Annotated in this window: 22 protein-coding genes and 1 tRNA gene; 3 read left to right on the forward strand and 20 right to left on the reverse strand. The window is 41.8% G+C overall.

Annotated elements, in window-relative coordinates:
• Positions 1-81: 81 nt before the first annotated feature.
• A complete protein-coding gene (locus tag AB5Z12_RS08110; protein ID WP_368357098.1) occupies positions 82-1,110 on the forward strand; it encodes an AraC family transcriptional regulator in 1,029 nt (342 codons plus the stop codon).
• Here the strand turns inward: AB5Z12_RS08110 and AB5Z12_RS08115 are convergent.
• The 4 genes from AB5Z12_RS08115 to AB5Z12_RS08130 form a co-directional block, all read right to left on the reverse strand.
• A complete protein-coding gene (locus tag AB5Z12_RS08115; protein ID WP_368357099.1) occupies positions 1,107-2,474 on the reverse strand; it encodes an MATE family efflux transporter in 1,368 nt (455 codons plus the stop codon). The genes AB5Z12_RS08110 and AB5Z12_RS08115 overlap by 4 nt on opposite strands.
• Before the next feature lie 283 nt (positions 2,475-2,757).
• Positions 2,758-3,369 (reverse strand): type II secretion system protein, encoded by a 612-nt coding sequence (locus AB5Z12_RS08120; protein WP_368357100.1) that lies wholly within the window; start codon positions 3,367-3,369, stop codon positions 2,758-2,760.
• 30 nt (positions 3,370-3,399) lie between these two features.
• Positions 3,400-8,325, reverse strand: coding sequence for a leucine-rich repeat protein (locus tag AB5Z12_RS08125; protein WP_368357101.1), 4,926 nt, complete (start codon positions 8,323-8,325; stop codon positions 3,400-3,402).
• A gap of 156 nt (positions 8,326-8,481) precedes the next feature.
• A complete protein-coding gene (locus tag AB5Z12_RS08130) occupies positions 8,482-9,957 on the reverse strand; it encodes a nicotinate phosphoribosyltransferase (protein ID WP_368357102.1) in 1,476 nt (491 codons plus the stop codon).
• Positions 9,958-10,283: 326 nt separating this feature from the next.
• On the opposite strand from AB5Z12_RS08130, the gene AB5Z12_RS08135 reads away from it, so the two are divergent.
• Positions 10,284-10,355: transfer RNA gene (locus tag AB5Z12_RS08135), tRNA-Gln, on the forward strand.
• 472 nt (positions 10,356-10,827) lie between these two features.
• Here the strand turns inward: AB5Z12_RS08135 and AB5Z12_RS08140 are convergent.
• The 7 genes from AB5Z12_RS08140 to AB5Z12_RS08170 form a co-directional block, all read right to left on the reverse strand.
• Entirely contained in the window at positions 10,828-11,145 is a 318-nt protein-coding gene (locus AB5Z12_RS08140) for a type II toxin-antitoxin system RelE/ParE family toxin (protein ID WP_173716955.1), read from the reverse strand.
• Positions 11,146-11,147: 2 nt separating this feature from the next.
• A complete protein-coding gene (locus tag AB5Z12_RS08145; RefSeq protein WP_118583221.1) occupies positions 11,148-11,426 on the reverse strand; it encodes a type II toxin-antitoxin system Phd/YefM family antitoxin in 279 nt (92 codons plus the stop codon).
• A gap of 177 nt (positions 11,427-11,603) precedes the next feature.
• On the reverse strand, positions 11,604-11,999 hold the full coding sequence (locus tag AB5Z12_RS08150) for a hypothetical protein (RefSeq protein ID WP_368357103.1): 396 nt from the start codon (positions 11,997-11,999) through the stop codon (positions 11,604-11,606).
• Positions 12,000-12,030: 31 nt separating this feature from the next.
• Entirely contained in the window at positions 12,031-13,281 is a 1,251-nt protein-coding gene (locus AB5Z12_RS08155; protein ID WP_368357104.1) for a tyrosine-type recombinase/integrase, read from the reverse strand.
• A gap of 54 nt (positions 13,282-13,335) precedes the next feature.
• Positions 13,336-13,536 carry a helix-turn-helix domain-containing protein gene (locus AB5Z12_RS08160; RefSeq protein WP_173736646.1) on the reverse strand — a complete coding sequence of 67 codons (201 nt, stop codon included), beginning with the start codon at positions 13,534-13,536 and terminating at the stop codon, positions 13,336-13,338.
• A 17-nt stretch (positions 13,537-13,553) separates the two neighbouring features.
• Complete coding sequence (locus AB5Z12_RS08165; protein WP_368357105.1) at positions 13,554-14,615, reverse strand: ATP-binding protein; 1,062 nt, start codon at positions 14,613-14,615, stop codon at positions 13,554-13,556.
• An 18-nt stretch (positions 14,616-14,633) separates the two neighbouring features.
• The gene (locus AB5Z12_RS08170) at positions 14,634-16,511 is read right to left on the reverse strand and encodes a hypothetical protein (RefSeq protein ID WP_368357106.1); all 1,878 of its coding nucleotides are present in this window, start codon (positions 16,509-16,511) and stop codon (positions 14,634-14,636) included.
• A 158-nt stretch (positions 16,512-16,669) separates the two neighbouring features.
• Between AB5Z12_RS08170 and AB5Z12_RS08175 the strand changes: the two genes are divergently transcribed.
• Entirely contained in the window at positions 16,670-18,385 is a 1,716-nt protein-coding gene (locus AB5Z12_RS08175; protein ID WP_368357107.1) for a hypothetical protein, read from the forward strand.
• Between the two features lie 189 nt (positions 18,386-18,574).
• Here the strand turns inward: AB5Z12_RS08175 and AB5Z12_RS08180 are convergent, their stop codons facing one another.
• The 9 genes from AB5Z12_RS08180 to AB5Z12_RS08220 form a co-directional block, all read right to left on the reverse strand.
• A complete protein-coding gene (locus AB5Z12_RS08180; protein ID WP_368357108.1) occupies positions 18,575-19,189 on the reverse strand; it encodes a recombinase family protein in 615 nt (204 codons plus the stop codon).
• Complete coding sequence (locus AB5Z12_RS08185; protein ID WP_368357109.1) at positions 19,189-20,103, reverse strand: DUF5688 family protein; 915 nt, start codon at positions 20,101-20,103, stop codon at positions 19,189-19,191. Before AB5Z12_RS08185 ends, AB5Z12_RS08180 begins: the two co-directional genes overlap by 1 nt.
• A gap of 143 nt (positions 20,104-20,246) precedes the next feature.
• A complete protein-coding gene (locus AB5Z12_RS08190) occupies positions 20,247-20,951 on the reverse strand; it encodes a hypothetical protein (RefSeq protein WP_368357110.1) in 705 nt (234 codons plus the stop codon).
• A 14-nt stretch (positions 20,952-20,965) separates the two neighbouring features.
• Positions 20,966-21,910 carry a YqaJ viral recombinase family protein gene (locus AB5Z12_RS08195; protein WP_368357111.1) on the reverse strand — a complete coding sequence of 315 codons (945 nt, stop codon included), beginning with the start codon at positions 21,908-21,910 and terminating at the stop codon, positions 20,966-20,968.
• 275 nt (positions 21,911-22,185) lie between these two features.
• Positions 22,186-23,118 carry a DUF932 domain-containing protein gene (locus AB5Z12_RS08200; protein ID WP_342982450.1) on the reverse strand — a complete coding sequence of 311 codons (933 nt, stop codon included), beginning with the start codon at positions 23,116-23,118 and terminating at the stop codon, positions 22,186-22,188.
• Positions 23,119-23,159: 41 nt separating this feature from the next.
• Positions 23,160-23,660: a JAB domain-containing protein gene (locus tag AB5Z12_RS08205; protein ID WP_368357112.1), complete on the reverse strand. Its 501-nt coding sequence runs from the start codon at positions 23,658-23,660 to the stop codon at positions 23,160-23,162.
• A complete protein-coding gene (locus AB5Z12_RS08210; protein ID WP_368368601.1) occupies positions 23,657-23,998 on the reverse strand; it encodes a DUF3848 domain-containing protein in 342 nt (113 codons plus the stop codon). Before AB5Z12_RS08210 ends, AB5Z12_RS08205 begins: the two co-directional genes overlap by 4 nt.
• A gap of 261 nt (positions 23,999-24,259) precedes the next feature.
• Positions 24,260-24,709: a hypothetical protein gene (locus tag AB5Z12_RS08215; protein ID WP_368357114.1), complete on the reverse strand. Its 450-nt coding sequence runs from the start codon at positions 24,707-24,709 to the stop codon at positions 24,260-24,262.
• A 91-nt stretch (positions 24,710-24,800) separates the two neighbouring features.
• Positions 24,801-25,739, reverse strand: coding sequence for a tyrosine-protein phosphatase (locus tag AB5Z12_RS08220; protein WP_368357115.1), 939 nt, complete (start codon positions 25,737-25,739; stop codon positions 24,801-24,803).
• Between the last annotated feature and the right edge of the window lie 356 nt (positions 25,740-26,095).

The raw sequence follows: 26,095 nt of genomic DNA on the forward strand, positions 1-26,095 counted from the left end.
AACCGGAACAACAACCTTTTCTCCCTGATGTTATCCCACTTCAATACAACATTCTTTTGTTAAGGAAGGAATGGAAACAAAATGGATTATTACAACGATTTACCCGAACGAATCTGCCACATCCGAAAACATTACATGAGCATTCCAGAACAGTACGAGTATGACGATTTGCCCTTTTATGAAAACAAATCCTCTCTTTCCTCTGCCAACTGCCGGAAAGTCGCAGACGCCCTTTCCACACTTCTGGTTGTCTATCAGGAGGATGGAACAGAATGGAGTATCAGCCCAGCCGGACGAAGGCTGGTTCACAGGGAATTTCCGCGGCTTGGATGGTTTCACAAGCATGAGTATGTTGAAATTTTCTATGTGATCGAGGGCAGCTTTACCCAGGTTCTGTTTGGTGAAAAAATACGATTTGAGCAGGGCGAATTTGTTATTACTGACTGTAATTGTGAACATGCAGATTATATTGAATCCCAGAATGCCGCTGTTCTTTTTCTCCAGGTACAGGCGGATTATCTGGAAAAGCTTCTTCGAAGCTACGATGGCATAGATGAAATGAAACAGTTCCTTTTTCACGCACTCTGGAATCAACAGAAGGAGCAAAATTTCCTGGAATTAAAACAGACACAAACGTTTAACGCTGACTTTTTGCTGGAGCGCCTTTTGGAAGAAGATCTGACAAGAGAGGCTGGACATGAACAGGTGAAACGAGGGCTGATGATCCGGCTTTTGCATCATTTGTGCGAGGACTATACCATTCAGCTTCACACAGACAGTAAGGAAAGCCGGGAAAAAGCATTTTTATTCGAGCTGGAACGTTATATCCAGAAGAATTACGCCACTGTCACCACGTCCCAGCTGGAAGCCAAATTTCACTACCACCGGAATTATTACCATCTTCTTCTGAAAAAATACAGAGGCAAAACCTTCCAGCAATATGTGACGGACGTTCGGATGAAGTATGCGCAGCAGCTATTAGAGCAAACTACCCTGCCGGTTAAGCAGATTGCCAACCAGACAGGGTACGAAAACATCAGCCATTTTTATCATTTATTTGAAGATTATTTTGGGAAAACACCAAGCAAAATGCGCGAGGACACGCTCTAGCAATTACTCTCCATGTGCTTTAACTCCGGCAGCACGATCAGCAGCATTGTGATAATGCATAAGCTTCCCCCGATCACATTGGAGACCGGCTCTGCCATAAACACTCCGTGAGTTCCCATCTTAAACCCATAAGGAAGCAGATATGTCAGCGGCACTACGATAAAAACCTTCCGTAAAAGTGAGAAAAAAATCGCCTGCTTTTTCTTGTTCAAAGACTTGAAAACAGTCTGTCCGATATACTGCAGATCCATGAAAATAAATGCTGCAAAGTAGGTCTTCAGTGCCGGAACTGCATCCTTTATCAGAAGCTTATCTGAGCTGAAAACAGCGATCAGATAGTCCGGAACAAATATGATCACGCTCCACATAACAGCTGTATAAACCAGGATCATCACTGCCAGAGTCACCATTGCCTTGCGCACCTGTTTCGGTCTTCTGGCTCCGTAATTATAGCTGAGAATCGGGGAAGTACCTTCGTTCATGGCATAGATCGGAGTCTCTACCATCTGACGTACACTGGATACAATCGTCATAACCGATATGTAACCATCCCCTCCGGTGACTCCCAGAACATTGTTGCAGCAGATGGTTACCAGGCTGTTTGTCAGCTGCATAATGAAACCTGCAGTACCAAGACTGACAATGTTTTTTGCATTTTCTTTGCAGCTTTTCAGCTCTGTTTTTTTCAAAAGCCGAGCTTTCATTTCCGCTCTTTTCTCAAGAAAAAGAAGTACATAAGCAGCTGATAGGAACTGGGAAAGAACAGTCGCAATGGCTGCTCCTTTGATTCCAAAACCAAGCACAAAAATGAATAATGGATCCAGGATCAGATTGGCGACTGCACCAATCGCTACAGAAAGCATACCAGTTGTCGCGTATCCCTGTGCATTGATAAACGGGTTCATTCCTGTGGCGATCATGGATGGAACCGTTCCGATCAGGTAGATTATCATGTAGGGATATGCATAAACCAAAGCATCCTCAGATGCTCCAAAAAGTACCAGCAGAGGTCTTGCAAAAAGCATACCAGCTATCATCAGAATAATTCCGCTTCCGCACACCATAGTGAAGGAAGTGTTCATCACCTCCTGCGCTTTCTGGTTGTCTTTCATACCTCTGTTTATAGAAAAAACAGGCGCGCCGCCACTGCCAAACAAATTGGCAAAGGCAGTGATAATCACGATTAACGGGAAACATAAGCCGACTGCGCCAAGCGCTGTAGTTCCCACTTCAGGGATTCTGGCGATATAGATTCTGTCTACAATATTATATAAAAGACTGAGTATCTGCGCTACCAGCATGGGAATTGCAGCACTGAAAATATTTCTGGTTACCGTGCCATTTTCAAAATCAATTCGTTTCATTTTGTTTCACAGCTTTCTTTTTATTTCTAGTTTACGACTTTTTTCAGGGAAATCTGCCTTTAAAATATATAAATCTATTTGAAGCATTGAGCCAGTCTTCCGGTGCCTTTAAGTGAAAAACTCCTGTCTCATGATATAATTTCTCCTGAAATTGTTTGAACTTTATGAGTTTATTTTGCACATTACGTGGAAAAATGTCAAGAGAAAAGGGACTATAACAGATGAATGTCACTTCATACGCAGCACGCATCTATTACAGTCCCTTATATATTCTCTTGTTACATTAATTTGATCCGCCTATTGCTTTTTCGATGTTTGAAGATCCAGCTGCTATATTTTCCATACCCGATTTTCCCCCTTTAAAACCACTATAAATACGTGAGTAAAACTGCTCATTTGCAAACCCGACTTCTATAACAATCCAATCCCAGCCTTTCTCCTTATCGTTTCTGCTTTTAATTTTCAGAGTATCACAATTTAAACCGGCCTCCTTTAATACGTCTTCAACACCAGTATTATACAACTTCCAATTATTGCTTTTTACACCGTTTACTGTAACTCCGGAATTTGCTCCACAATAGATAGTTTTCTCATTTAACATACTTGAAGTATATGCGTCTGGCAGTTCACTTGTGCTACGACATATCACAACCCAGACACCACAGCCTGAATTTTCTTGTCCTACAGCTTTCTTTGGAATATCCATTCGCCCTTCATTATATGCATTCGTCAATGCCGACTTAATAATTCGCGCATTTTGCATATCCACTGCCCTGCGTGCTTTTTCAAGCTGTCCATTAAAAATCGGGATTGAAACAGCAACCAATACCGCAATAATTGCAACTACAATCAATAGTTCCGCTAGCGTAAAACCTTTTTTACTTCGGTATTTCATACAAAATCCCTCCCATAACACAAACAAATATTACATCTTCTTTATTACAATCTTTTTGCTTATGCCTCGTTTTACAAAAACCGTTTTGTAGCTCTTTGCCTTTTTCCTGGGGACGTAGACTTTCATCCTGGATGGAGTGCCTTTGAAGGCATTGGAGCCTACGTATTTGGCTTTCAGGCGGGAGGTGTAGATTCTCATTTCGTTTAACTTTTTGCAGCCATAAAAGCTTTGTTTTCCGATCGCTTTTACTGAGCCGCCAATTTGTACGTAAGAGAGTTTCGTGCACTTATAAAAGGCATAGCTTTTAATCTGGATTACATTGTTTCCTATGATAGCCTTTTTCAGGTATTTATTGCTCTTGAATGCTTTGGAGGCTATTGAGGTTACTTTGTAATTCGCGCCCTTTAGATTTACGCTGTCTGGAATTGTGACAGTGCTTACTTTTTTCTTTATCGGTTTTATATACTCTACTGTGTCGGTGGCGGTAACTTTATAATATCCGTTTGTCGCTGGATGTTTCACTGTTGTGCCCACTTTATATCCAGTCGGCGCAGGTGTGTTTGTCGGCGTTGCTGTTGGCACCGGCGTGTTCGTCGGCACTGGCGTTGCCGTTGGTACCGGCGTGTTTGTCGGCACTGGCGTGTTTGTCGGTACTGGCGTGTTCGTCGGCGTTGCCGTTGGTATTGGTGTATTCGTCGGTACTGGCGTGTTCGTCGGCGTTGCCGTTGGTATTGGTGTATTCGTCGGTACTGGCGTGTTCGTCGGCACTGGCGTGTTTGTCGGCGTTGCCGTTGGTATTGGTGTGTTCGTCGGTACTGGCGTGTTCGTCGGTACTGGCGTGTTTGTCGGCGTTGCCGTTGGTATTGGTGTGTTCGTCGGCGTTGCCGTTGGTACCGGCGTGTTTGTCGGCGTTGCCGTTGGTACTGGCGTGTTCGTCGGTACTGGCGTATTCGTCGGCACTGGCGTGTTTGTCGGCACTGGCGTATTCGTCGGCACCGGCGTGTTCGTCGGCGTTGCCGTTGGTATTGGTGTGTTCGTCGGTACTGGCGTATTCGTTGGTACCGGCGTATTCGTCGGCGTTGCCGTTGGCACCGGCGTATTCGTCGGTAAAACAACCAACTTCGGAATTTCCTCTTCGCGTTTGCTCTGGCACACAGTACAAGTATATGTCTTAATTCCTGTACTTGAAGTGGTAGCCTCTTTCGTTATAACTCCGGCATCCCAGGTATGCGTATGCTCTGTTTCCCCGGAACCACCCTGCGTTTCATCATAAAAAACGACTGTAACCGTATAGGTTATCTTCGTTACGCCATCTGGCGCTGTCAGAACATACTGTACCGGATTTGTAAAATCATGAGATCTTCCACTGGTAAACTCATCTGCCACCGCTGTTCCTGTACCAGAACCATAATCAATATTCGGTGCCAGCCTGGTAACATTAGTTCCTTTTGGCAACCGCAGCGTAATCTTACGGTTCTCATTATCAATTTCCCCAACAACATCCTCTTTTAACTGGGAATTAAACGCCTTGTTAAGTACAAAACTATAAAATCTTGCCTCATTAGAAGCCGTAACTATAATTTTTATTGTGACTGGCAAAATTGTCTTTGTTCCTGTATCCACAATTTTATACTGTGACTCATAAATTCCCACTGGTGCAGTGACAGTCCCGGAAAAAGTAAAATATTTACTTCCATAAGAGCCTCCGCCAGGAACCGCAAAAACAGTTAAACCAGCCGGTAAATTCTCAGAAACAACCTGAGTTTCATACTTACCACTTCCACCTGTAACAAAGCCTGAATATATCCACTGCTCTTTTCCAGTTCCTGTAACCGCGTACAGCTCAGTATCTGTAATCGCCAATGGTTCTGTTACGCTCATTGTTCCAAGCACAGCGATCACGGCACCATATTCTCCCGGCAGCTTATCAGTCGCATAAGCAATAAGATCTTTTCCATTATCTGATGACTCTGTTATTCTGCCATTATCAATCACTGCCGATGAACCGCTTCCACTTCCAAGCGCCAAATGTATTCCATAAGTATTCAGATCAGCCCTTGTAATAACCGGCGATACTTTTCCATTGCTATATGTAATCTGAAGCTTCACTCCGGTCAGATCGAGTTTATCTCCTGCTACATAATTCAGTTTCTCAGGAGCTGCAAGCATAGTCAAGGCCGCTGGTGCATTCGCTGCAACTGTAATCGCCCACGGTATTTTTGCTCCAAAGTAATCAAAAGTAACCTGAGTATCCGAGGTTTTCAGTGGGCCTGTTTTGTCATAGGTAAATCCACTGTAAATATAAGCTGCACGACCACCAATCGTTGCATACATACTGGCTCTGGATGGATTGAATACATCTCCTTCCACATAAGATTTCTTCGGCTGTCCTGATATTACAATGCTGCTGATATCACTGGTTTTTGGCGCAACAACTTCCATTGAATAAGCAACCTGTTTGCCCTTATATTCTACATAAACATGAGTAGTTCCTTCAGCAGAACTGTCAAAGCCGCTTATCATATCGGCTGTAATCTCAGAATAAGTTGTACCATTTATCAAAAGCCTGCCCCAATACCAGGGTTTTTCTCCCACGTAGCAGGAAGTCCAGTTGTTTTTTACCTCTAATGAAGTAATCTCCGGATTCTCCACCCGCTCTGGCAAACCATCCTCTGAAATCTTCCAGTCAGTTCCAAACTCCCAGCCCACGTAAGATTTGGAATCTTTCATCTGTGCCTCTGTGAGAAGTCCACCTGTTCCAATGGAAGCATCAGTTCCGCCGACAAGATTCCCCTCTCCACTCTTTCCATAACAGTTCAGCACATGTCCGCTTAAACCGTAAGAAGAGCTGAGTACATTATCAGCAGCAGTTCCACACATCTGTCCTACACGGTTGTTTGCTGCAGTTACTGTGATTTTTCCTGCATGGAGGCATTCTTTGAGCACACCGCCCATGCCCCCAAACTTCTGGATTTCTCCCGCAATTCCGCCCACATAGACCGGATATTCGTTTCCGTTTGTCTGGGTAACACGAATCGTACCGGTGCTGACACACTTGCTTATAGTACCAATGTTCAGACCTGCAATTCCACCTACCCAGCTTTTCATAGGAGCCATTGTCAAATTAACATTCAGCTTTGATGTGCAGCCAAAAATAATTCCGGCAAGTGCATTTTCACCTGCAATTCCGCCAAATTCCGGATATACAACAGCTCCGTTTCCGCCCATATATCCGCTAATCGTTCCTGTCACCATACAGTCTTCAATATTTCCTTCATTGTACTGTGTGATGATGCCTTGCACGTTCTGCATATCGTCATTAAAATCTGCAACTATGCGCAGATTCCTGATTTTTCCCTGATTCATGGCTATCAGAGGCTTCTTCAGTCCATAGATCGTATGTCCATTTCCATCCAGCGTTCCACCAAAATAAGAGATGGTAAAATTAATTCTTCCCTGTGTCTGAATATCTGAGGTCAGCTGATAATATGCGCCCTGATTTTCCTCGATCAAATTCAGATCATCCAGAGAATCGATCTGATAAGGACTGCTGCTTGTACCATTTCCGCCAGCCGGTTTCACAGATGAAGTCCGGCTTCCTATTACACGATAAACAATTCCGCTTTCCCCATCAGATGGGACTGTAAATTTTCCATCCTTCAGTTTCACAAGGATCGCGGAAGCTGCCGGAATGGAATATTTTGAGCCGCTGTCTCCGGAAAATACCGGAAATGCAGATGCCTTTTTTGCCGCTATCCGATCACCTGGAAAACTGTATACACCAGAAGCTTCTCCTGCTGCCACAGCTGTATAAAAATCTGAAAGAAGTGTTTTAAACGGAATTCCTGTTACCTTCTCCAGATAAGCTTCACAGGTAAGGGAGGAAGCATCTACTGTATAAAATTTCGGCAATACAGCCATAGGCTCATAGCTTCCTGCCATACGGTCAATTACGTATCTGACAAACAGGTATGGCATTCCATAGTCCTGGGCAATATCATCGCGATAACTCTTATACATCAAGGAAGAGCCGTTACGAATAGCGATACTTCCTGCAATTCCGTTCATCCAGCCATTTGTGTCCGTACCACCCCACAGATAATCCATGACCGTTACTGCAAGACCTTCGTTTATCCACATATATTTCTCGGAGGCATTGAATTTTGTTTTCAGCCAGAATACTGCGTGCTGTCCCTCGTGAACCAGCAGACCGTTTCTTCTGGTCATTTCACCGGAGACATAGGATGCTGCCGCCGGAGTGTTGATATGGATTGCTGTAATTCCCTCATCATACTGAAACTGACCACTTGCGCCGCTTAAGGTTTCCAGCACAATAGAGAGTTTGCCGGATCCATCTTCCCAGGGAAGATCGCCTCCTGCCAGTGTTTTCAGGATTTGATAGGGCTGTCTGTCATAAATGCTCGCCATATCTGATGCTATGAGAGATGTTTTTCCAGCGGCATCATAATCCGCTTTCATATTTTTGTCCATCCAGATATAACAATGTTCACCAATCCCAATACATATATAGGTCTTGCCGCTGCCATTGCTTCTGTAAATATATTTCTCTTCTCCTATTGCATAAGTGGTAGTCGCTGCCTGGACGGATATACCATCGTCAGTCTCATCTGCTGATGTAATGGACGAAATAGCGCTTTTTTCCTTCAACGCAGTGACTGAGCTGGTGCTCCCTGCATTCAGCCCGGCCAGGCTTTGAGCTGCGGGAAGCTCACTTCCACTTGAAACTGACGCAGTACTTCCACTGTCATCAAAGATCAGTGTGCCTGCGCTCCTCGAATCAGATGTATCTGTATTAATAATCACTGCATACTCCCCAGTAAGTGTTTCCCCTGCCTTTCCCTCTGTCACTGCAGCAAAAACATTTACACCGCCCAGTATTCCCAGAAGCAGAAGACAGATTCCCACCCACAGACCAATGGATTTTCTTTTTTTCATACACTCCTCCTGTAAAAAATTTCCTTTCCTACAGTTTACCATTTTTACATTCTGTACACTATGTTTTTTTCTGCACTTTTCTGGTTAATTTCAACAAAAAATGGGGCGAATGTATCGTTTCCGCTGATACATTGCCCCATTTATTTTCTTATTAAATTACTCTTCCTCAAACTCCAGATCCTTACGGCTCATCTCCTCAATCAGCTCTCTCTTCACCTCAAAAAGCTTCGGAGAAAGATCCACATAAACCTTCTGTGGGTTGGAGAATCGTCTGGACTCGTCCCAGAGAGTGCTCTGTTCCTTCTGGCAGATTGCGCGAAGTTCCATTACTGAAGGAGACGTATAAACGCGTTTTCCTTCCTTAATAACTGGAATCAGAAGCTCACGAACTTCGTAAGTGCCACCCAGAATCTTAGTTTTTTTCCAGGTGTCAACCGGGTCAAATACTACCATAGTTTCATCTGGGTTCAGTTTCTCGTCAGCAAGACAGATCAAATCAGCTTTAATCTTACCTGTGGACTTGCTGTAAATACGATATACCGTTTTGTTTCCAGGGTTTGTTACCTTAGCTGTATTCTCAGAAAGCTTGATCTTCGGAACAAATTCACCTGTCTCAGGATTTTTCACTGCTGCCAGCTTGTATACGCCGCCAAAGGCCGGGTTATCATTGGCTGTAATAAGTCTTGTTCCAACGCCCCAGGAATTAATCTTGGCATCCTGTGCTTTCAGGCTCTCGATGAGATACTCATCAAGGTCACTGGAAGCGGAAATGGTAGCGTCATCAAATCCGGCTGCAGCCAGCATCTTATATGCTTCCTTGGAAAGATAAGCAAGGTCACCGCTGTCGATACGGATACCATATTTTTTCAGCTCAATGCCTTCCTCCCGCATTTCCTCAAATACACGGATTGCATTGGGAACACCAGATTTCAGCACGTCGTAAGTGTCTACCAGAAGGATACATGCATCCGGGTACATTCTTGCGTATGTCTTGAATGCAGTGTACTCATCCGGGAAGCTCATGATCCAGGAATGTGCATGGGTTCCAAGCACTGGCACGTCAAACATCTGACCAGTAAGCACGCAGGAGGTTCCGACACAACCACCGATCACAGCTGCACGGGCTCCAAAAATACCGGCATCCGGTCCCTGGGCACGGCGAAGACCGAACTCCATGATTCCATCACCTTTCGCCGCATAGCAGACACGTGCTGCCTTGGTAGCAATCAGGCTCTGATGGTTCATAATGTTCAAAATCGCAGTTTCCACAAGCTGAGCTTCCATAATCGGTGCTACCACTTTCACCATTGGCTCTCTTGGGAAAATAACAGTGCCTTCCGGGATGGCATAAATGTCTCCGGTAAAATGGAAAGAGCGAAGATATTCCAGAAAATCTTCCTCAAAAATGGAAAGACCACGAAGATATTCAATGTCTGCGTCTGTAAATCTCAGATTCTCAATATATTCAATTACCTGCTCCAGTCCTGCACAGATAGCAAAACCGCCTCCGCATGGGTTATCACGGTAAAACATGTCGAATACGACAGTCTGGTCAGTTGGGTTCTTAAAATACCCCTGCATCATGGTAAGTTCATAGAGATCCGTGAGCAGAGTCAGGTTATTTGCTCTCATGTTTATTCTCCTTATTAATGAGGCCAGTCTGAGACTCAATTACCTGAATAATTTTAAACAGGCTCCAGACAGGCTGTTTAATTATAAAAATTTTATACGGCAGCCACCTATGCGATTCCGTATATTTTGCTTGATTATAACACATTCATCCCGAAATGCACAGGGAAAAGGCACTTGAAATCTTAATTTTTTCCAGTAAAATCAAGGCTTTGCACGAATTGAATAAATTTTTTTAAAAAATTTGAAAAAAGGGGGTTGACTTTTATATGGGTGTTGATATATAATACAACATGTCGCAAGCGAGAAAACAACTTGCTAAAGCGCATAGGGCTATCGCCAAATGGTAAGGCAACGGACTCTGACTCCGTCATTTCAAGGTTCGAATCCTTGTAGCCCTGCTAAGTGGAGCACCTCAGATGAGGTGCTTTTTTCGTATTATGAAATTTCCGGAAGCCGCGTATTTACTGGCTTTGCAGGACTTTTAAAATTTTTTTCTGAAACGCTTTTTCGTGGCTCTGAAAGGCGATTTTTTCCTTATTTGGCTTACTGATTTTTACTACATTTTCGGTGGTTTTCAGATGCGATAGGTCAATTTTGGAACGATTATAGGTCAATTTAAAATGACGTTGCTGCCAAAAGGTGCTGAAAACAGGAAAAATGAAGAAAATCGGCTAAAAATCGACAAAATTCTACTTTTTCTACCTTTTGCACAAAAAATTATGTTTACTTTTGTGATATTTTCGTCTCATAATCAAGACAGTTTCCACACTTCAAGTGCACAAATCCATTTTAGTACTCCCACCGCTTATTCTTCTGTCCGAAGGCGAACCTTAATTGACTTACTTGGTCAGTTATATTTCGGCGTTTGCCTCACAGCCCTCGGATAATGTTCAAATAATCCTGTCTCTGGTCTACGACAGCATATATAATAACTTCCTTTCGGGCTTCATTAACTTTATAAAATACAAGGTCTTTTTCAAGAATCAATACCTTATAGCCCTGACGCTTTAATACCAGGTATCTTGGATCAATTCCAAGATCTGGATTTTCTCCCAGCTGTCGTATACGATCTTCTATTTCGTCTAACTTTTTCAATGCCACATCATTGCCGAAATTTTGTGCAATATATAATACAATCTTTCGCAGACCAGCATCTGCGGTATCAGTACGAACAACATTGTATTTCAAACTCAGCCCTCCTGCAGCATAGCACGTAAATCATCAAAGGTTTCACTGATTGGCGCAACGCGACCATTCTTTACATCATCTTCTGCTTCAGTAAGGATTTCAAGCAATTCTATTCTTGATTTCATGTTCTTGTACTCTTCATAGGACAGAGACACTGTATCGCCTCTTCCATTTACAGTTATGATAACAGCTTCTTTTCCCTCACGGCACTGCTTTGAGATTTCATTATAATGATTTCTTAAATCCGCTGATGGTCTGATAGTTTCCTGCATAGCAAACATAGTACGCACCTCCTATTTTATATATGAAAATTATATCATTCATTGTCTATATTTTCAACTTCCTAATCAATTTCATTCTGCAAATTTTAGGATTCTTCACTTGTTCTATCGCTAAAGAGCCCTACATAGCGGTATTACTTACACTATATAGGGCTCCTGCCTTACATATCAGTTTAACTAATCAAATAAATACGAATCTTCCAAGCTAACAAAAAAATCATCTAATATTTCTATCCAGATTAAATCTATCCATGTATTTCTATTTGCTTTTAGCGTTTCTATTATCTCTTCCATATCAACTTCAGCACCATTTGTAAGATATATTACATCATCCTCTGCCATATCAGAAATATCAACAGCTTCTATTTCATAATAATCTCCATCAATACCAGCCTGAATATTCGCAGCATTAATGTCCTCTTCCGTTGGATCATCAATCCCCCACTCACTCAAAACTCTTTGAATAGCCGCAGTTCCTTTACTCTGCTTATACCACTCTGCTTCTTCCAGGGTCTCAAACACATCTGCAAATTCATCTTCATTTGTAACAATATAAACCACGTCGTATTTCATAATATTTTCCTCCAACCTGTAAATTATACATTTATGCAACTGGTTCTTCACCATCTTTGCTTCCTGGCAGTCGTACTACCTGGTGTGTTTCCCCATCAGCCACTACTTTACGTCTGATCGCAATATAGTATTTCTGCGTTGTTGAGGGCAGATCGCCTATGTAAGCAGCAATCTCTTCTACCCTGGCTCCATTCTCATACATCTTGGTGGCAAATGTCTTTCTGAAAATATGCAGTCCTCCTTTGACATCCTCAAGTCCTGCATTTTTCATAATCACCTTCATACGATGTTCCAGATTGCTGGCTGTGTTCATCTTACCAGTCTTAGTAGGGACAATAAGATCATCTGGCTCACAACTTTCCCGGCTATGTTTTAGCTTCCACAGAATGTACTTTGCTTCCTTGTTAAGCTGAATATTCCGCGCTTTCTGATTCTTTGTGTTACCTTCCAGAGAAATATAATTGTTCTCATCTTCTGACTTTTTGTTCCGGTTCTTGGCCGTCGAAACAGACTTCTCAATCACCAGATAGTCTCCTTTCCAGTCTCGCCAGCGCAGAGCAATCATCTCTCCCACTCGCATACCTGTATGTAGTAATAACAAGCAATACATGCCAGCAGGATACTTCTCGTGCCCATTTGCATGTAGCTCTGTAGCCTCCTGTTCAAAAAGCTTTATTTCCTCATCCGATAGCGCAACTACATCGGCTTCATCTGCCCCTTTTACGGAGAGTTTCTTCAACTTCTTGGACAGCTCTGTTTTTACTAATCTCACTGGGTTCTGCTGCATATCCCCCTGGCGAATCGCCCATTCATAAGCCGCATTCAGTACATCTACGACTTTTCCGATTGAAGACGCGCCCACCTTATTTTCAGAAATAAGCAGTTTCACATGGGTTTCAATATCTATCGGAGTTACTTGCTGCGCCTGGAGATATCCTAAGTCATATCCGCTGATCTGATTTTCAATCGTACACTCTCTGCGGTCTATGGATTTCCCCTTTAAATCGTTGTTTGATACCTGGTATTCCAAATGACGATAGCATAAGCTTACGACCGTATCCGTAGAATCAATGTGCAGTCCATTTTTTATGTTATTCCATTCGTTTTCCTTCTTTTTCATCTCACGAATACAGGCGCTCTTGTTCTTAGCTGTAACTGTAATTACCTTGCGCCTTCCATTCGCTTTAAAACCTACGCTCTTTCTATGAGTGACCGTCCCATCTGCGTTGATCTTGAAACTTCCCTCACCCTTTGCATTTCTCGGTGTTTTCTTCTCAGCCATATATCCTCCCCAAATATCCTGGAAGAAGCAAAACGCCTCTTCCAGGTATCAACTTTACAGGCAATATGCCTTACCCTCATTTCGTTTTAGCCACATCAGCAATGCGTCTTTTCCAACAACATAGTGCCCGCCAATTCGAATTGAAGGAAATCCTTTGCTATGCATCAAACTGTAGGCTGTATCTCGTCCGATCCCCAACGCCACCTGAAGACCTTTTACATCCATTACTAATGGCTCCTGAATTACATTTTCCATAGGCACTGCATCCTTTCTTATCTAAAATCATTTTTATTGTCCTTTGAATCCACCACACATATGATCGGTATGTCCCAAATTTTTGAATTGTGATTAACACTGTACTTTCCTTTTAAGATGGCCTGTCCTTTTTGCAGATCTGATAGTGCGCTCCGACAACTTTCCCAAGCTTCACAATCTACAAGCTGTGCAATCCCCTTCATACTTCGATCTGAAGGCTGAAACAGCAACATTGTATCTACCTGCTGTAACGTATCAATCTGCTCTGGCTTGTAATTTGAAAGAATCTGAGTTGCCAGCCATACACCCAGTCCACATTTGCGTCCTTCACGCAACATTGCTCCAAGTGTACTCCCCTTGCCAAGGGCAACATTCTGAAACTCATCATACAAAATGTAATCTGCACTGTTAGCTCCATCCTTCACACTCTGCCACAGCAACTCTGACATAAATTCCGTCAAAAACTTTTTCGTACCACCTTCAAGTTCAGTAAACTGCATTATAGTGACAAGGTTGTTATCTTCCAGCTCCTTGTCCATCTCTGGCGTCTTCTTGCGAAAAATGATATCAAGCTTTTCATATTGTCCAATGATATCTAACAGTTTCTCACCACGTTCCTTACTCTCGTCATCCGTCAAACCTTGCACATACCCATCCAGAACCGATATTACCGAAGCAAACGTAAGCTCCTTCTCCTGTTCCTTTAGAAGTTCCATCACTTTGTGCAGAAACTCCCGCTGTCGGTGTCCCCTAAATGGGAGCGCCACTATCAATGCCTCTTCAAAAGCAGAATAGACATTCTTGCCTGTATACCAGTATGTAATCCCCGGCTGGTTTCCATCAAACACATATGTCTGATCCCTGCTAGCAAACTTGCTTCTTTCCTGTTCTTTTGTGGTATAACTTCCAGAGTAGTCAAAAATCACGCACTTTTTCTTCTGTTCTACTGCCTCTTCAATCATCCTGTAACAGCACCAGGTTTTACCACTACCGGATTTACCCCAAATAAGTCTATGGTTATTTAACGCATCCGGGAATTCTTTTAGGTTTATTATGTTTCCTTCTAAATCTCTCAGCATTGTACTATGGTCTCCTTTCTAGTGTTTACACTGTTTATAGTTTTCACTGTTTTGAGGGTGCCAAACTACACGCATACCCTTTTCACTTTCATGCTCTTCATCTTTTCCGAGTTCTTCAATCGGAACAAAAAGCGGCTGATCGAATAATGCCTTTCTAAACCGATAAGTTTGTATAGCTGCTCCATCCACACGTAGTTTGTATGTCAGCCCACTCTCATCTGGTAATAAAAGTTCCTGCTGTTTCCATTTTACAAGCGTCTCCCGATACTTATTGGATGGAATGCAGTTGGTTTTCATTATTTCCTTGAACATCTTAATTGGAATCCAGAAATATTCGTTGTCATAGTAACAACTGTCCTTCACATATCCACAACCGAAATACTTCTCTTTAACGTAGAACTTACTCATCGAGCTTCTCACAGCCTTTACCATCCTTTCGCCCATTTCTTGTCGGTCAGTTAAGCTGCGCCACATAACTCCCCAATCTGGACTTCCAGGTATTCCCAAAGCAGCTGCAAGATCAATGCCTTTATCTCTTGCAAACTCTGACAGTATTTCCCAAATTGCTTTCAGAAGCACCAGGCTCATATTGCCGTCCTGGTTGCTCGACCACTTTTTTATAACAGCCCTTACCTCAGCCATATGTGCTTCTACATATGTCACTAGCTCATACAGGAATGCGTCAACTGCATTTCCTTTTAGCATGTCTGTAAGTTCTGATGTAAAAATACATTCATCAGCGACAATATTGATCGCACTGTCCAAATCTGATACAAATTCATTTAGCACCACTAGAGAAGCGTTTACCTTCCATGGGATATTCAAGGATGAACAGTCTCTCCTGCATATCTTATTAACTATCCTGTTTAGGTTCTTTTCAGACTTACGTTGCCCATACGCGTCTAGTCCATCTGGCATACTGACAATCAATATTTCATCATTTATTCCACGAATATTATCAGAAATCACCTTCTCTTTATCACTTGCTTCTTGTATCTGCCATCTACCTCTGTTAAACACCTGGTATAAATGGCAAAACAGTTCTTTATCCCTCCTCCCAACTAATACAAAGTTTAAAAAGTGATCACTGTAAATTTCTGCGTCCTGGAACAGGCTTGCTAGTACACCACTAACTATCATCTCAAGCATAACGATCCGACAGTATCTGTTCTCTATGCTGCTAATTCCTCTCCAAAACTTTTCAAGCAGTTCCTTCCCTGAATATTTAATACAAAAATACTTATTCATAACTGGCAGTTCCGGATTCCCAGGAAAGCTTATCCCTGTAAAGTTTTTCGAATGCTCCCATTTGCCATTATTCCATCCCGCTGTTCCATTGACCTCAATCATGCTTCCATCTGGTATATTTGCAATTGCCTCTGCAAACAAATCCCAAAGTGCTTCTTTTATCTTATTCGAGGTATTTTTTAAATCGAATTTTACGCCAGCCGCTATAAAACTATCATACAATCTCTTTTCCGTTAGCTTTTCCACATTAAGACAAACCCAATTCTTAGTTTCACTAAAGACAACTGCAACAAACTTTTTATTGTACTCCGTATACTTAGGGTAATAAATCCTATACACGTAAAACTCTCCCTTTGAATTTGTAAACAGAACCTTATTACATGTCTCTCCATCCTCATCAGCCATAATAAGATAATAATAGTTATCAGTATACAAGCATGCAGTGCAACGTCCATTTCGTTTCCGCCTTTTTCGCGCCAGCTGTGTATCCCTTAGCTTAATTTGCATATCAATGTCTGTAAGCCTTCCATGCATATCATTTAATGCATTAACAACAACCGCGTTGATGCTGTCGCCATAATAGAATGGTTTAGTACATTCACCATTCGGTCTGGAATGAGTTACCTGCTGATTCAATTGATTTTGCATTCTAATTTCCTCCTTGGCTTTTATATTTATATTTTATTCTCCAATACGTAAAATGTAACTAATATAGTTTTGTCGATATTTTATGTATTTGTTTTACATTTATGGATTCTATGATATTATATATAAAAATCGTAAAATATTTTTACAGGAGGTCTTTTATGAATCTCAATTTATTTAACAACAAGTCAATACTTGAGCAAGAATATATCCTAAAATACTTCTACCTTCTTGATCCACAACCGTTGGTTTCTGAAATTCGAATTGATTTAAAGCAGAAAGGGATCTCAAAGCTGGATATGAGTTCAGAAACTATTGATATATTTTTCCATACAGTGTTCGATCATATGTATTCTCATGCCTCACAATATGTAAAATTCATTCCAGTAACAGGATTTAAAGATTGTTTCTTTGGCGAGCCCGGAGGTAAAACCAAATACAAAGACCCTTACTTTCAATTCATCGCATTTGCCTTTGTCCTTAAACTTGCTCTTTACAACTACTGCATTTCAGAAGGTTTTTTTCACAATCTTGAACAAGACTACTATTTTAACAGACCAGAACTCTGTGCCCCTCTGGAGGTAAAATATAAAAAATATTTCAGTTCTGGTTTCTTTTCGAATCGTTTTTACGAAAAGTCTAGTGATTTAAATTCGAAAACCAAAGAGGATAGTCGCCAAACCTGGTATCACCATAAGAAAAATACAGAGAATGCAGCTCCAAAAGATTTTGTTTATTTTGTCTTTAATGATTGTAAAAAGATTGCAGATTTAGATTCCTCACAAACATTAGTTCCATGGATTTATAAATTTCCTATCTATACATATTTTAGAGAAAACACAGTTAGTTCTCTAAGCCGAAATTTATCGGCTTCAAGCCAGGGTGCTATGAGGAATACGCTTCCCCTCTATATCCAGCTATATCGTGCCCTTTTACAAGATGAAAAGAATGCAAATTTTACTTCCAGTGCTGATACCTTCATTTTTCAGACAATGAATGAACGTTATTTTGGATTTTCCACATTTTCCTATATTACTGATCTCATTCCTGATATAAACGGTTCCATGACAGATTTAAAGTCTGTTCCGTCCCAATATAGCGGCAGTCAATTTAATAATGTACTCAAAGAACTGTCTGTTTGTCCTTTAGTATATTCCAGACATTTTTTTCTAAAATATGCTTTGGAAGCCTTAAACGACAATGACACATTAGAAACTAAATATTTGCAGTCTCCATCTCAATCACTCATGACTCATTCTGTTTCCAGTAGAGTTTTAAGCGATACACAAAAAAGCGTAAAAGGGATTGAACTATTAGACCAGTTCTTCCAAACACTTAATCAAGTGGCTCTTCCTATATTATCAGCACTTTGGAACACTACCCTTCAGTACCTTATTCCAGATTTTATGTCTGAAGAGCCCACTACATATTTTCAAACATATATCGAAAAGCATTTGGGGATTCTTACAGCAGATTTTACCAAATTTACAGATGATGAGATTTATAACTGCTTTCAAAAATATATGCATAGCAAAGAAGTCAATCCTTATTGGAACGAATTTGTAAAAGATATTGAAAATTTATATGATCTTAAAATCTCAAAGTCTCGACCTAGTAGCAAAGACATTCCAGCAGCACAGCAAGCAATTTACTCTAATCGCTTTTTATATGCAGCTAATAACTCATTTACAAGTTCTCTCTTACGCGGATTTTTGCTACGCCCAATGGAACACGCTACAGAAGTTGCGACTGCGCCTTATCCATTTTCTTATATTTCTGAAGATGAAAGTGGATCGAATAATAATCCAGCAATTAATGAAGCATACAATTTCCAATATAAACGAGCCCAAGAGATCTTCAGTCTCTTTCACGATTAGAGAGCACATCAGCCCTCTTTTAGAAAAAAAATAACAATTTTTCTAAAAATAACCTTATAATTCAACTTTTCCTTCGATTTTTTTCAAAAGAGGACATTTTCACAACCTCTACCTTACGAGAGACCAGATAAGCCCCCTTATCTGGTCTCTCAAAATCTCGGTTTCTGCATTTGATACATGTAGCAAAAATCACACACCTTTTGATTCAGCCGCTTGCTGCTTTTTCACCATACGATAGAAACTCGCACTGGACATTCCAAGTTTCTTTTGTGCTGCTCTGGCTGTGATTGCTCCAGACTTCCACTCGGCATACACCTCTTCAAAATTATCGGGCACTTTCAGATAAGGACGTCCCAGGTGCCTGCCTTTCTTCTTTGCGGCTTCGATTCCTTCCCTCTGCCGCTTGCGGATCATCAGTCGCTCCTGCTCTGCCATGGAAGCCAGTACTTCTATAAGGATATTCTGTATCATGTCAATAATCCATTCCTGGTTCTCCGGTACCTGCACCATAGAACTTGGGAGGTCTAAGATCATCAGCCTTACCTTATGCGCCTTGAACCAGGCGATCTCATTCTTAATGTCTTCCTTGTTCCTGCTGAGACGGTCCAGGCTCACTATGTATAAAACATCCCCTGGGCGCAGACCAAATATTCCTTTTAAGGCATTATAGCCAGGACGGTCTAAGTTTTTCCCGGACTGCCGGTCCATTACAATGTTCTCTGGCTTTACATATTCCTGCAGGGCAAGAACCTGGCGGTCAAGGTTCTGCTCTGTAGAACTGACTCTTGCATAACCGTATTCCATCACATTACCTCGGTAATCTTATCTGTTTTCAGCTCATACATAAAAATATGGCTGCTTGCCACTTCATCCTCTGGCGTTGAGTCCTCCGTTACAGCTTCCAGACACTTTGACAGCATCTCCACATCCTCCGTGTATCTGATGTCGTGTATTGCTACTTCATGGATACTGGTTGGTACAATATAAACAGCTTCTGTGCCATACGCCTCACATATCTTTCTTGCTACCCCTGGATAGAACACAGCCGTCGCACCATTCGTTTTTTTATCCGTGCTTAGAAAACAGCCATATCTTCTCTCATTCTCCGTAGGACTGAATTCTTTTATGGGAATTCCACCATATCTGCCAGTAAGGATAGAGAGCTTCAGCTGCATACCGTCATAAAATCTTGGCGGTGCCATTTTCACGGTATTATCCATAGCCTGCTCCAAAACGTCTTCTTTTGACAGCTCCCACTTATCCAGATAAGTATTGTCTATCAGTGTTGTGTACAGTTTTCCATCATCCTCATTTATCCGCAGATATACCCCCAAAATGATATCCCCGATCTTTCTGTAAATTCCTCGTTCCAGTACTGTCACCTTTTTATTTGTACTGACAATACGAATATATAAGTCTTCCTTCACACGCTCATAATCATCAAGCATTCTGATCTTTTCCAGCCCCTTGATTTCCTTATGTCCGTCTTTTTCTCTGATGATTTCTTCTGCGATCTGCCTTATACTGTAACCGGATTTATAAGCCCGGTACATGCTTGTCGTAGTCGCACCAAATCTTATCGGCTCGTTTCCTTCCTGGATCACCAGACTTTCTTCCAGCATATTGCCATCTGCCGGTTCATAACAGGCATATTCTTTTTCAGTAAGGCGTTCCTCTATCTCTGCTAACATCTGATTTTTAAATTCCATGTAATCCATCTGCAATTCCTCCGTTATTTTTACTCTTTGTAGCTCCGCAGCGGTACTTCTGACTGCCGTACATTTTTTCTTGGGTCTGACATAACTAAATGCTGCGTCATCCCATATCTACAATTTCCAGCTTCTCAATTAGCCGCCCATAATCAGGCGGCTGATTTTGTTCGTTTCAGTCCATTCAGTGCTCTTTTCCTTGATACCTCATCCAGTTCGGAAAGAGACTTAACACCATACCGCTTTAGAATCTGTTCCTCTGGCACTTTCGTCCTTTCCAGCTCCCTGTACAGTTCCTGCCATTCCTCGTTTGCATCTCCATTGTTCTTCTCTGCAGCGTTTAAGTTTCCCCATCTGAAAACCTCCGCTTTCTTCTGATTGATAACCGAAATCCCTGTAATGACCTTATCTGCCGAAATAGTGATTGCACTTACACTGAAACTGTCTTTCACAACCTTCTTCCGGTCTTTCTCTGTAACCACCACTTTACTGGCTGGGATAAAAATGAAGGGAGCCGTATACAGCTCCCTTCCAATCCCCAGATTCACGCACGCTCTTTTGAACGAATCCGAAGCAGCACTTTTCTCCTTTTCAAACTCCCCTGTTGTTCCCACATCCTGCTTGGAAATCCAGCTCTTTTTCTCCGGGTCCCAGATACTCACGGTACAGTACAGGGAATTTCCAATCATCATATGGCTTCTCTGCCAACCATATATGCCAAAGACTTCATCCAGGATTGCCTGGTCTACCCTTGCATTCTTATATAACAGAAGCGAGATTCCTTTTTCACCGATACTTCCTACCCTGCATTCGATTTCATCTGCATGTAAGCTTCTTATCTTCGATTCCACAGCCATAGTACCAGCCCCCTTTAAGACGCAATGGACAGGGTGCGGTAAGCATTTACACTGGTATACTGGTTATAAATCTCCGGCTTCTCTGCTTTCAGCCTCTTAGAATCCAGTAAATTCTTCTCAATCCGTTTCCAGCGTACAATCTGACCGTTGTCAAATCTTCCCTCTTCATGCTCCCCAAGGGCAGCTTTTAGCTGATTGGAAAGGCCGGTTTTCCGCTTCTCCATATCCTTCAGCTGGTCACTTACATCCTGGTATTCCTCCAGGACTTTCACCAGGGAACGGTCAAGCGGGACACTGTCCTTCACGGATTCCTTATACTTTCTGTCCAGAAACTCTTTCGTAGCCTCAGAATCATCTATCTCCGGGCGGATATCGCACTTTACGTTATACTCCCAGAACTTTTTCTCTGCATAGACCAGATCAGCAATCATCTCTTCATCACGCAAGATCGTATAATATATAAAATGGTTGCCGCCGATCAGAGCCGCAATGTACGCTTTCTGCATATTGCAGACTGCCAGGTAATGCTGGACCTGCATCATGTACTCTGTAGGAATATTCCCATCCTTCCATTCATCCTCACGGTACTGGCTGACGGTCTTAGCCTCAAAAATACATTTTTCACCACGTTCGTCTGTGACGATCCCGTCCACATCCGCGAACATAAACGGAAACCGGGGATGGAACATCATAAAATGTTTCTGCCGTACCTTCAGACCTGTACGGTTCATAAATTCCTTACGGATAATCCCCTCCATCACATTGCCCCAGTATGTATACTCATTGGAGTTCTCCTGCACCGGTGTTTTACCAGTCTTGTCTTCCCACAGCTGCTGGATGGAACGCCAGGGATTCTTCCCCATCACCACGGAAGCATCAGAGCCTCCGATACCATTTCTGCGGAGTTCCAGCCACTCTTCCCTTGTTAAATCTTTTGTCGGAATCATAATATTCTTCATTCTGCATTCTCCCCTGTAAAAATATCCATTACTTTCATAAACTGATTTACAGCTACCAAAACATCAACTACCAATATGCAGATCCCTGCTATGATCTCAAAAATCTTCATCCTTACTTTCTACAGGCTTTTCAGCCATTCCTCCGTTCTTAAATTCCGGTTATTACAGCCCTTATAAATGAAATAAGCTGATCCCGGAATATCAGCACCTCCAGGATCAGCAAGCATAAAACAATGATAATCTCTACCAAACTGAATTTTTTCATCTGTTCCTCCTTATGCTGCCAGCACCATCTGATAAGCCCTGTCGATCAGCGGGTTTCCGTCCGCGGTTCTGGCAAAAATATTCTCCCTGTAGTTTGCAGTCTTTCTTCTTGGGGTAGAATGGGTTGCAAAATCCGATACTGCATTGATAAAGCGGTAGCCATTGTTTCCTACGTCTTTCAGATCGGGAGCGTCAAAGTAGCGCATTCTCATGTCTTCCCTCAGTCTTTCAATGCCACGCTTCTGCTGTGGGGTGAAATTTTCTTCTACCGGAAGCAGAATCTCGATATAATCCATGACCTGTTTTTCAGACAGCCGGATTCCCCTCAGATTTTCAAATTCTTTTCCAAGAGCAGACATATACTCGTCTGCCAGGAACAGGGTATTCTTCGCTTCCTCGATCTTTCCGCTGATATCCCCTGTGTGGATCATAGACCAGCTCCTCTTTGCCGTTCGCAGGGCAAGGTTAAGCGTATTATTGCATACTACACGGATAGGGGTAAGCGCCGTCTTCACCGCCCCGGAACCGTCATGGGTATTGGAAAATACCATGTATGGGCTGATACGCTCGCCGGCAATGATATATTCCCTTGGAAGTCTTGCAAGCAGCCACACCCTTCTCCCCTCCTGCAGGGAGCCTGCTGTTTCGTAGCGCACGCCCTCTCCTAACAGGGCATCTGTAAATGCAAAGGCTTCCTCATTCTGGATGACCTTGTAGCGGTCTGTGACCACGCCTAATATCTTTCTGTCAGAATCTCTTACATTTGCCTTATAGCCCTGGATCAGCTCGTCATTCTCCGTATAGACAGGTTCCTGGAGGACTTTCCAGTTCAGCCCGGCAATCCGCAGTGCTTCCCTTGATTCCGGTGCTTCTGCCACCAGGGTTCCCAGTCCGTGCCATGGTTTTTCTCTTGTATAAAACATTGTTTCAACTTCTGCAGCCATAATTTCATTCTCCTTTTTCCATTGATTTTTATTCGTTCTTTCTACTGCTTCTTTTTATCAAACATCCTGCTCATGGTTTCATTAAGCTTTTCCTCGTTCTGTTCTTTTATGCTGTAAACCTCTCCCTGGCTACTGATAATAATATGATCCAGTAACGGAATCCCCAGCATGACACCGCAGGCTTCCAGCCTTGCAGTCAGGTCTATATCTTCCTTACTCGCTTTTGCTCTGCCTCCCGGGTGGTTATGAAAACAGAAAATTCCGTATGCATTCGCCAAAATCGCTGACTTAAATATATCTGCCGGTTCTGCATAGCACACATTCTTACTGCCTTTAGCAACCAGCTCCATTAATACAGGCTCCAGTTCCCCATTCACAGCGCACACATAGAGCAGTTCCTTATCCTGCTTGCCGAAAAAAGAGGCTGCAAAACCTGCAGCCTCCTCCGTTGTTGTAATACCTGTGTTTCCATCTTTCCCCTCATATAATACGGAGCCTTCCCTTACCAGCTCCGTATGTACACACATGACTCTCTTCTTCATGCTGCCTCCGTTTCTTCCTGCTCCAGGAGCAGCCCAATTTCCTTGATCCCGGTATCCATGCTGTTTTCCAGTTCCAGCTGGAAGGAATCTCCTTTTCCCATCCACCTGGCATAAAAGAACTGGATCACATTTGGCAGGACCAGAAGACAGCGCAGGACCTCTGATTTCATCTCACCGCTCTTTTCCAGCAAAGTCTCTGCAATATTCTCCCGGCAGTTGATCTGATACGCTCTCTGGTAAATCCTCTCTGGGGCTAACTGTAATACTCGCTTCCTATACTGCTTCCGTTCCAGCTTGATCTTGGCATTGAACAGCCTTACAATTTCATCCTCTCCCATGTTTCATCACCTCCTGTTTTTGTTTTCCTCAATCTTTCTTTGTGCCGCCGAGAACATTACCGATTGTATCTGCAACCTTACCCAGCAGTTCAAATAACAGCTCCCATGAAAAATCCATTGACATAGCTCCTTTCTTTTAAATTTAGACATGAAAAAAGCAAAGAAATATTTCATCCTTTGCTTCTTCATAATTATAATATGTAATTGAAATTTTAAACTTAACCACACCCCAAATTAGACTTTGCTATTGCCCAAAACTAACTAAATAATGTGCTGACTCATTAATATAAATTCTACAGTCTCATATTTCTTTTCTTTATACGATATTTCAATCAGTTTTATATTCTTTTCTCTTGCATATTTTCGTTTTTCTTCATCGTTTCTCTGTTGAATAACAAAAGCTCGTTCTCCCCCAAATTTTTCAACAGGTTTATAGTGCTGTTCTCCCTGGCACTCAATAAAAGCAACAATTCCATTTTCCCCATAGATGCCAAAATCAAATCGCAATGGAGTTTCATTATCAACTCCATATACCCCTTCTACCGAGACTTCGACTTGATATTTGATATTATGCTTAAAAAGAATATCGTTTACTATCCACTGAAAAGAAGAAATTTGATGGCAGTCACAATGAATCTCGCTCCAATATCCATTATATGCTCTGTAGCCATAATCAGTTGGTGGATATATGCCAAACTGATTACATCTCACAATTTTTTCTTTTCCACATAAATAGCATTTACAACGATATTCTTTATAGACAAACCGTAATGATCTACAGTGACTTTTTAATCTGTTGCATCTATTCAAGATACATATTCTGCAATTTTATAATTTCGTCTTGAGTAATTCCAAGTTCTTCAACAATATAATTCTGGACAGAACCATACTCTTCATTAAGAGTATTTATCATTTTTTCCATAAAGCTCCTTGACACGCCACTTAAAGTTTTTACACCTTCAATAATAGTTTGGTCATCCGTTTGTTTGGCAGCTTCATTTCCCATATATTCAATTTTCCCCTTATAAAATTCATTTGTAAGAGCAAAATCATCTAAGATAGTTTTCTCATCAACTCCCAACGCAGACAAAACAAGAACTGCGGCAATGCCAGCTCGATCTTTTCCTCCTGTACAATGCCATAATACAGCTTTTTCTTCCTCATTATTTAATAACACTTTAAAAAATTCAGAAAACCCTTTCTGTGCTGTTTCACTTTTTATAGTAGTAACATACATATCATCACTTAACGTGCCATTTTTAACCATTTCTATCAACCCACTCACTGGATCTTTTCCATAAATCTGAGTCATAGCTGCACTATTACTATCATCTGCATTATCTTCATCTAACACACGAATCTGCTCGTTTTTTACACCTTTAATCTCAGGATCCGGTGCATCTGCAATTTCATCGGTGGTTCTAAAGTCCACGATAGTTCCAAGGTTATAATCCTGCGTAAGCTTTTTGATATCTTCATCGGTTGCTTTTACCAGTTTTGCAGAACGTAACAGCATATTGGATTTGATTCTTCTTCCATCCTCCGTATAATATCCACCTAACTGTCTTGCATTTTCTACTTCAGCTAATCCCAGTGTTTGCCCTTCCATAGTAACCTGATTATTGTCATCTTTAACCGATTCTTCCATTAAATTTGATTCCTCGTTTGAAGCATAGATTGTTGCACTTCCTAAAGATAATGCTAATGTCATGATAAGAATTCCTATTTTTTTCAATTTCATAAGTACCACCTTTCTTACATATTGTTTAATAATTCAGCACTTATGATTCTATCATTCTTTAAATATTGCATCTAGCAATGTATTGAAAAATAAATGTAAATACGGCGTAAAACGATTAACTTCCTTTCAATTTGATTGTTGGATATCACTACAAATAAGAAAACCTCTATGATTCCAGAAGTCTGTTTACCCCTTTCTGCACAACACTGTAATCACATCCGGCAGCAATACGTTTCTTTTTACAGCCATCACCGTTCCCTTGTTTTATTGACTCGGTTATTGTCACTCTGCTATCGCATCGTGCCAAAACCTCGTGGGAGATTATAATTAGCCTTCTCTTATCAAGTTAAATATAA

It is taken from the genome of Ruminococcus sp. RTP21358st1_G6_RTP21358_211008 (genome assembly GCF_040908885.1).
In the GTDB taxonomy this organism is placed as follows: domain Bacteria; phylum Bacillota; class Clostridia; order Lachnospirales; family Lachnospiraceae; genus Blautia_A; species Blautia_A faecis.

Coding starts and splice junctions, on each gene's coding strand:
- AB5Z12_RS08110 (WP_368357098.1), top strand. CDS start 82: ATGGATTATTACAACGATTTACCCGAACGAATCTGCCACATCCGAAAA.
- AB5Z12_RS08115 (WP_368357099.1), bottom strand. CDS start 2,474: ATGAAACGAATTGATTTTGAAAATGGCACGGTAACCAGAAATATTTTC.
- AB5Z12_RS08120 (WP_368357100.1), bottom strand. CDS start 3,369: ATGAAATACCGAAGTAAAAAAGGTTTTACGCTAGCGGAACTATTGATT.
- AB5Z12_RS08125 (WP_368357101.1), bottom strand. CDS start 8,325: ATGAAAAAAAGAAAATCCATTGGTCTGTGGGTGGGAATCTGTCTTCTG.
- AB5Z12_RS08130 (WP_368357102.1), bottom strand. CDS start 9,957: ATGAGAGCAAATAACCTGACTCTGCTCACGGATCTCTATGAACTTACC.
- AB5Z12_RS08145 (WP_118583221.1), bottom strand. CDS start 11,426: ATGTTTGCTATGCAGGAAACTATCAGACCATCAGCGGATTTAAGAAAT.
- AB5Z12_RS08150 (WP_368357103.1), bottom strand. CDS start 11,999: ATGAAATACGACGTGGTTTATATTGTTACAAATGAAGATGAATTTGCA.
- AB5Z12_RS08155 (WP_368357104.1), bottom strand. CDS start 13,281: ATGGCTGAGAAGAAAACACCGAGAAATGCAAAGGGTGAGGGAAGTTTC.
- AB5Z12_RS08160 (WP_173736646.1), bottom strand. CDS start 13,536: ATGGAAAATGTAATTCAGGAGCCATTAGTAATGGATGTAAAAGGTCTT.
- AB5Z12_RS08165 (WP_368357105.1), bottom strand. CDS start 14,615: ATGCTGAGAGATTTAGAAGGAAACATAATAAACCTAAAAGAATTCCCG.
- AB5Z12_RS08170 (WP_368357106.1), bottom strand. CDS start 16,511: ATGCAAAATCAATTGAATCAGCAGGTAACTCATTCCAGACCGAATGGT.
- AB5Z12_RS08175 (WP_368357107.1), top strand. CDS start 16,670: ATGAATCTCAATTTATTTAACAACAAGTCAATACTTGAGCAAGAATAT.
- AB5Z12_RS08180 (WP_368357108.1), bottom strand. CDS start 19,189: ATGGAATACGGTTATGCAAGAGTCAGTTCTACAGAGCAGAACCTTGAC.
- AB5Z12_RS08185 (WP_368357109.1), bottom strand. CDS start 20,103: ATGGATTACATGGAATTTAAAAATCAGATGTTAGCAGAGATAGAGGAA.
- AB5Z12_RS08190 (WP_368357110.1), bottom strand. CDS start 20,951: ATGGCTGTGGAATCGAAGATAAGAAGCTTACATGCAGATGAAATCGAA.
- AB5Z12_RS08195 (WP_368357111.1), bottom strand. CDS start 21,910: ATGAAGAATATTATGATTCCGACAAAAGATTTAACAAGGGAAGAGTGG.
- AB5Z12_RS08200 (WP_342982450.1), bottom strand. CDS start 23,118: ATGGCTGCAGAAGTTGAAACAATGTTTTATACAAGAGAAAAACCATGG.
- AB5Z12_RS08205 (WP_368357112.1), bottom strand. CDS start 23,660: ATGAAGAAGAGAGTCATGTGTGTACATACGGAGCTGGTAAGGGAAGGC.
- AB5Z12_RS08210 (WP_368368601.1), bottom strand. CDS start 23,998: ATGGGAGAGGATGAAATTGTAAGGCTGTTCAATGCCAAGATCAAGCTG.
- AB5Z12_RS08220 (WP_368357115.1), bottom strand. CDS start 25,739: ATGAAATTGAAAAAAATAGGAATTCTTATCATGACATTAGCATTATCT.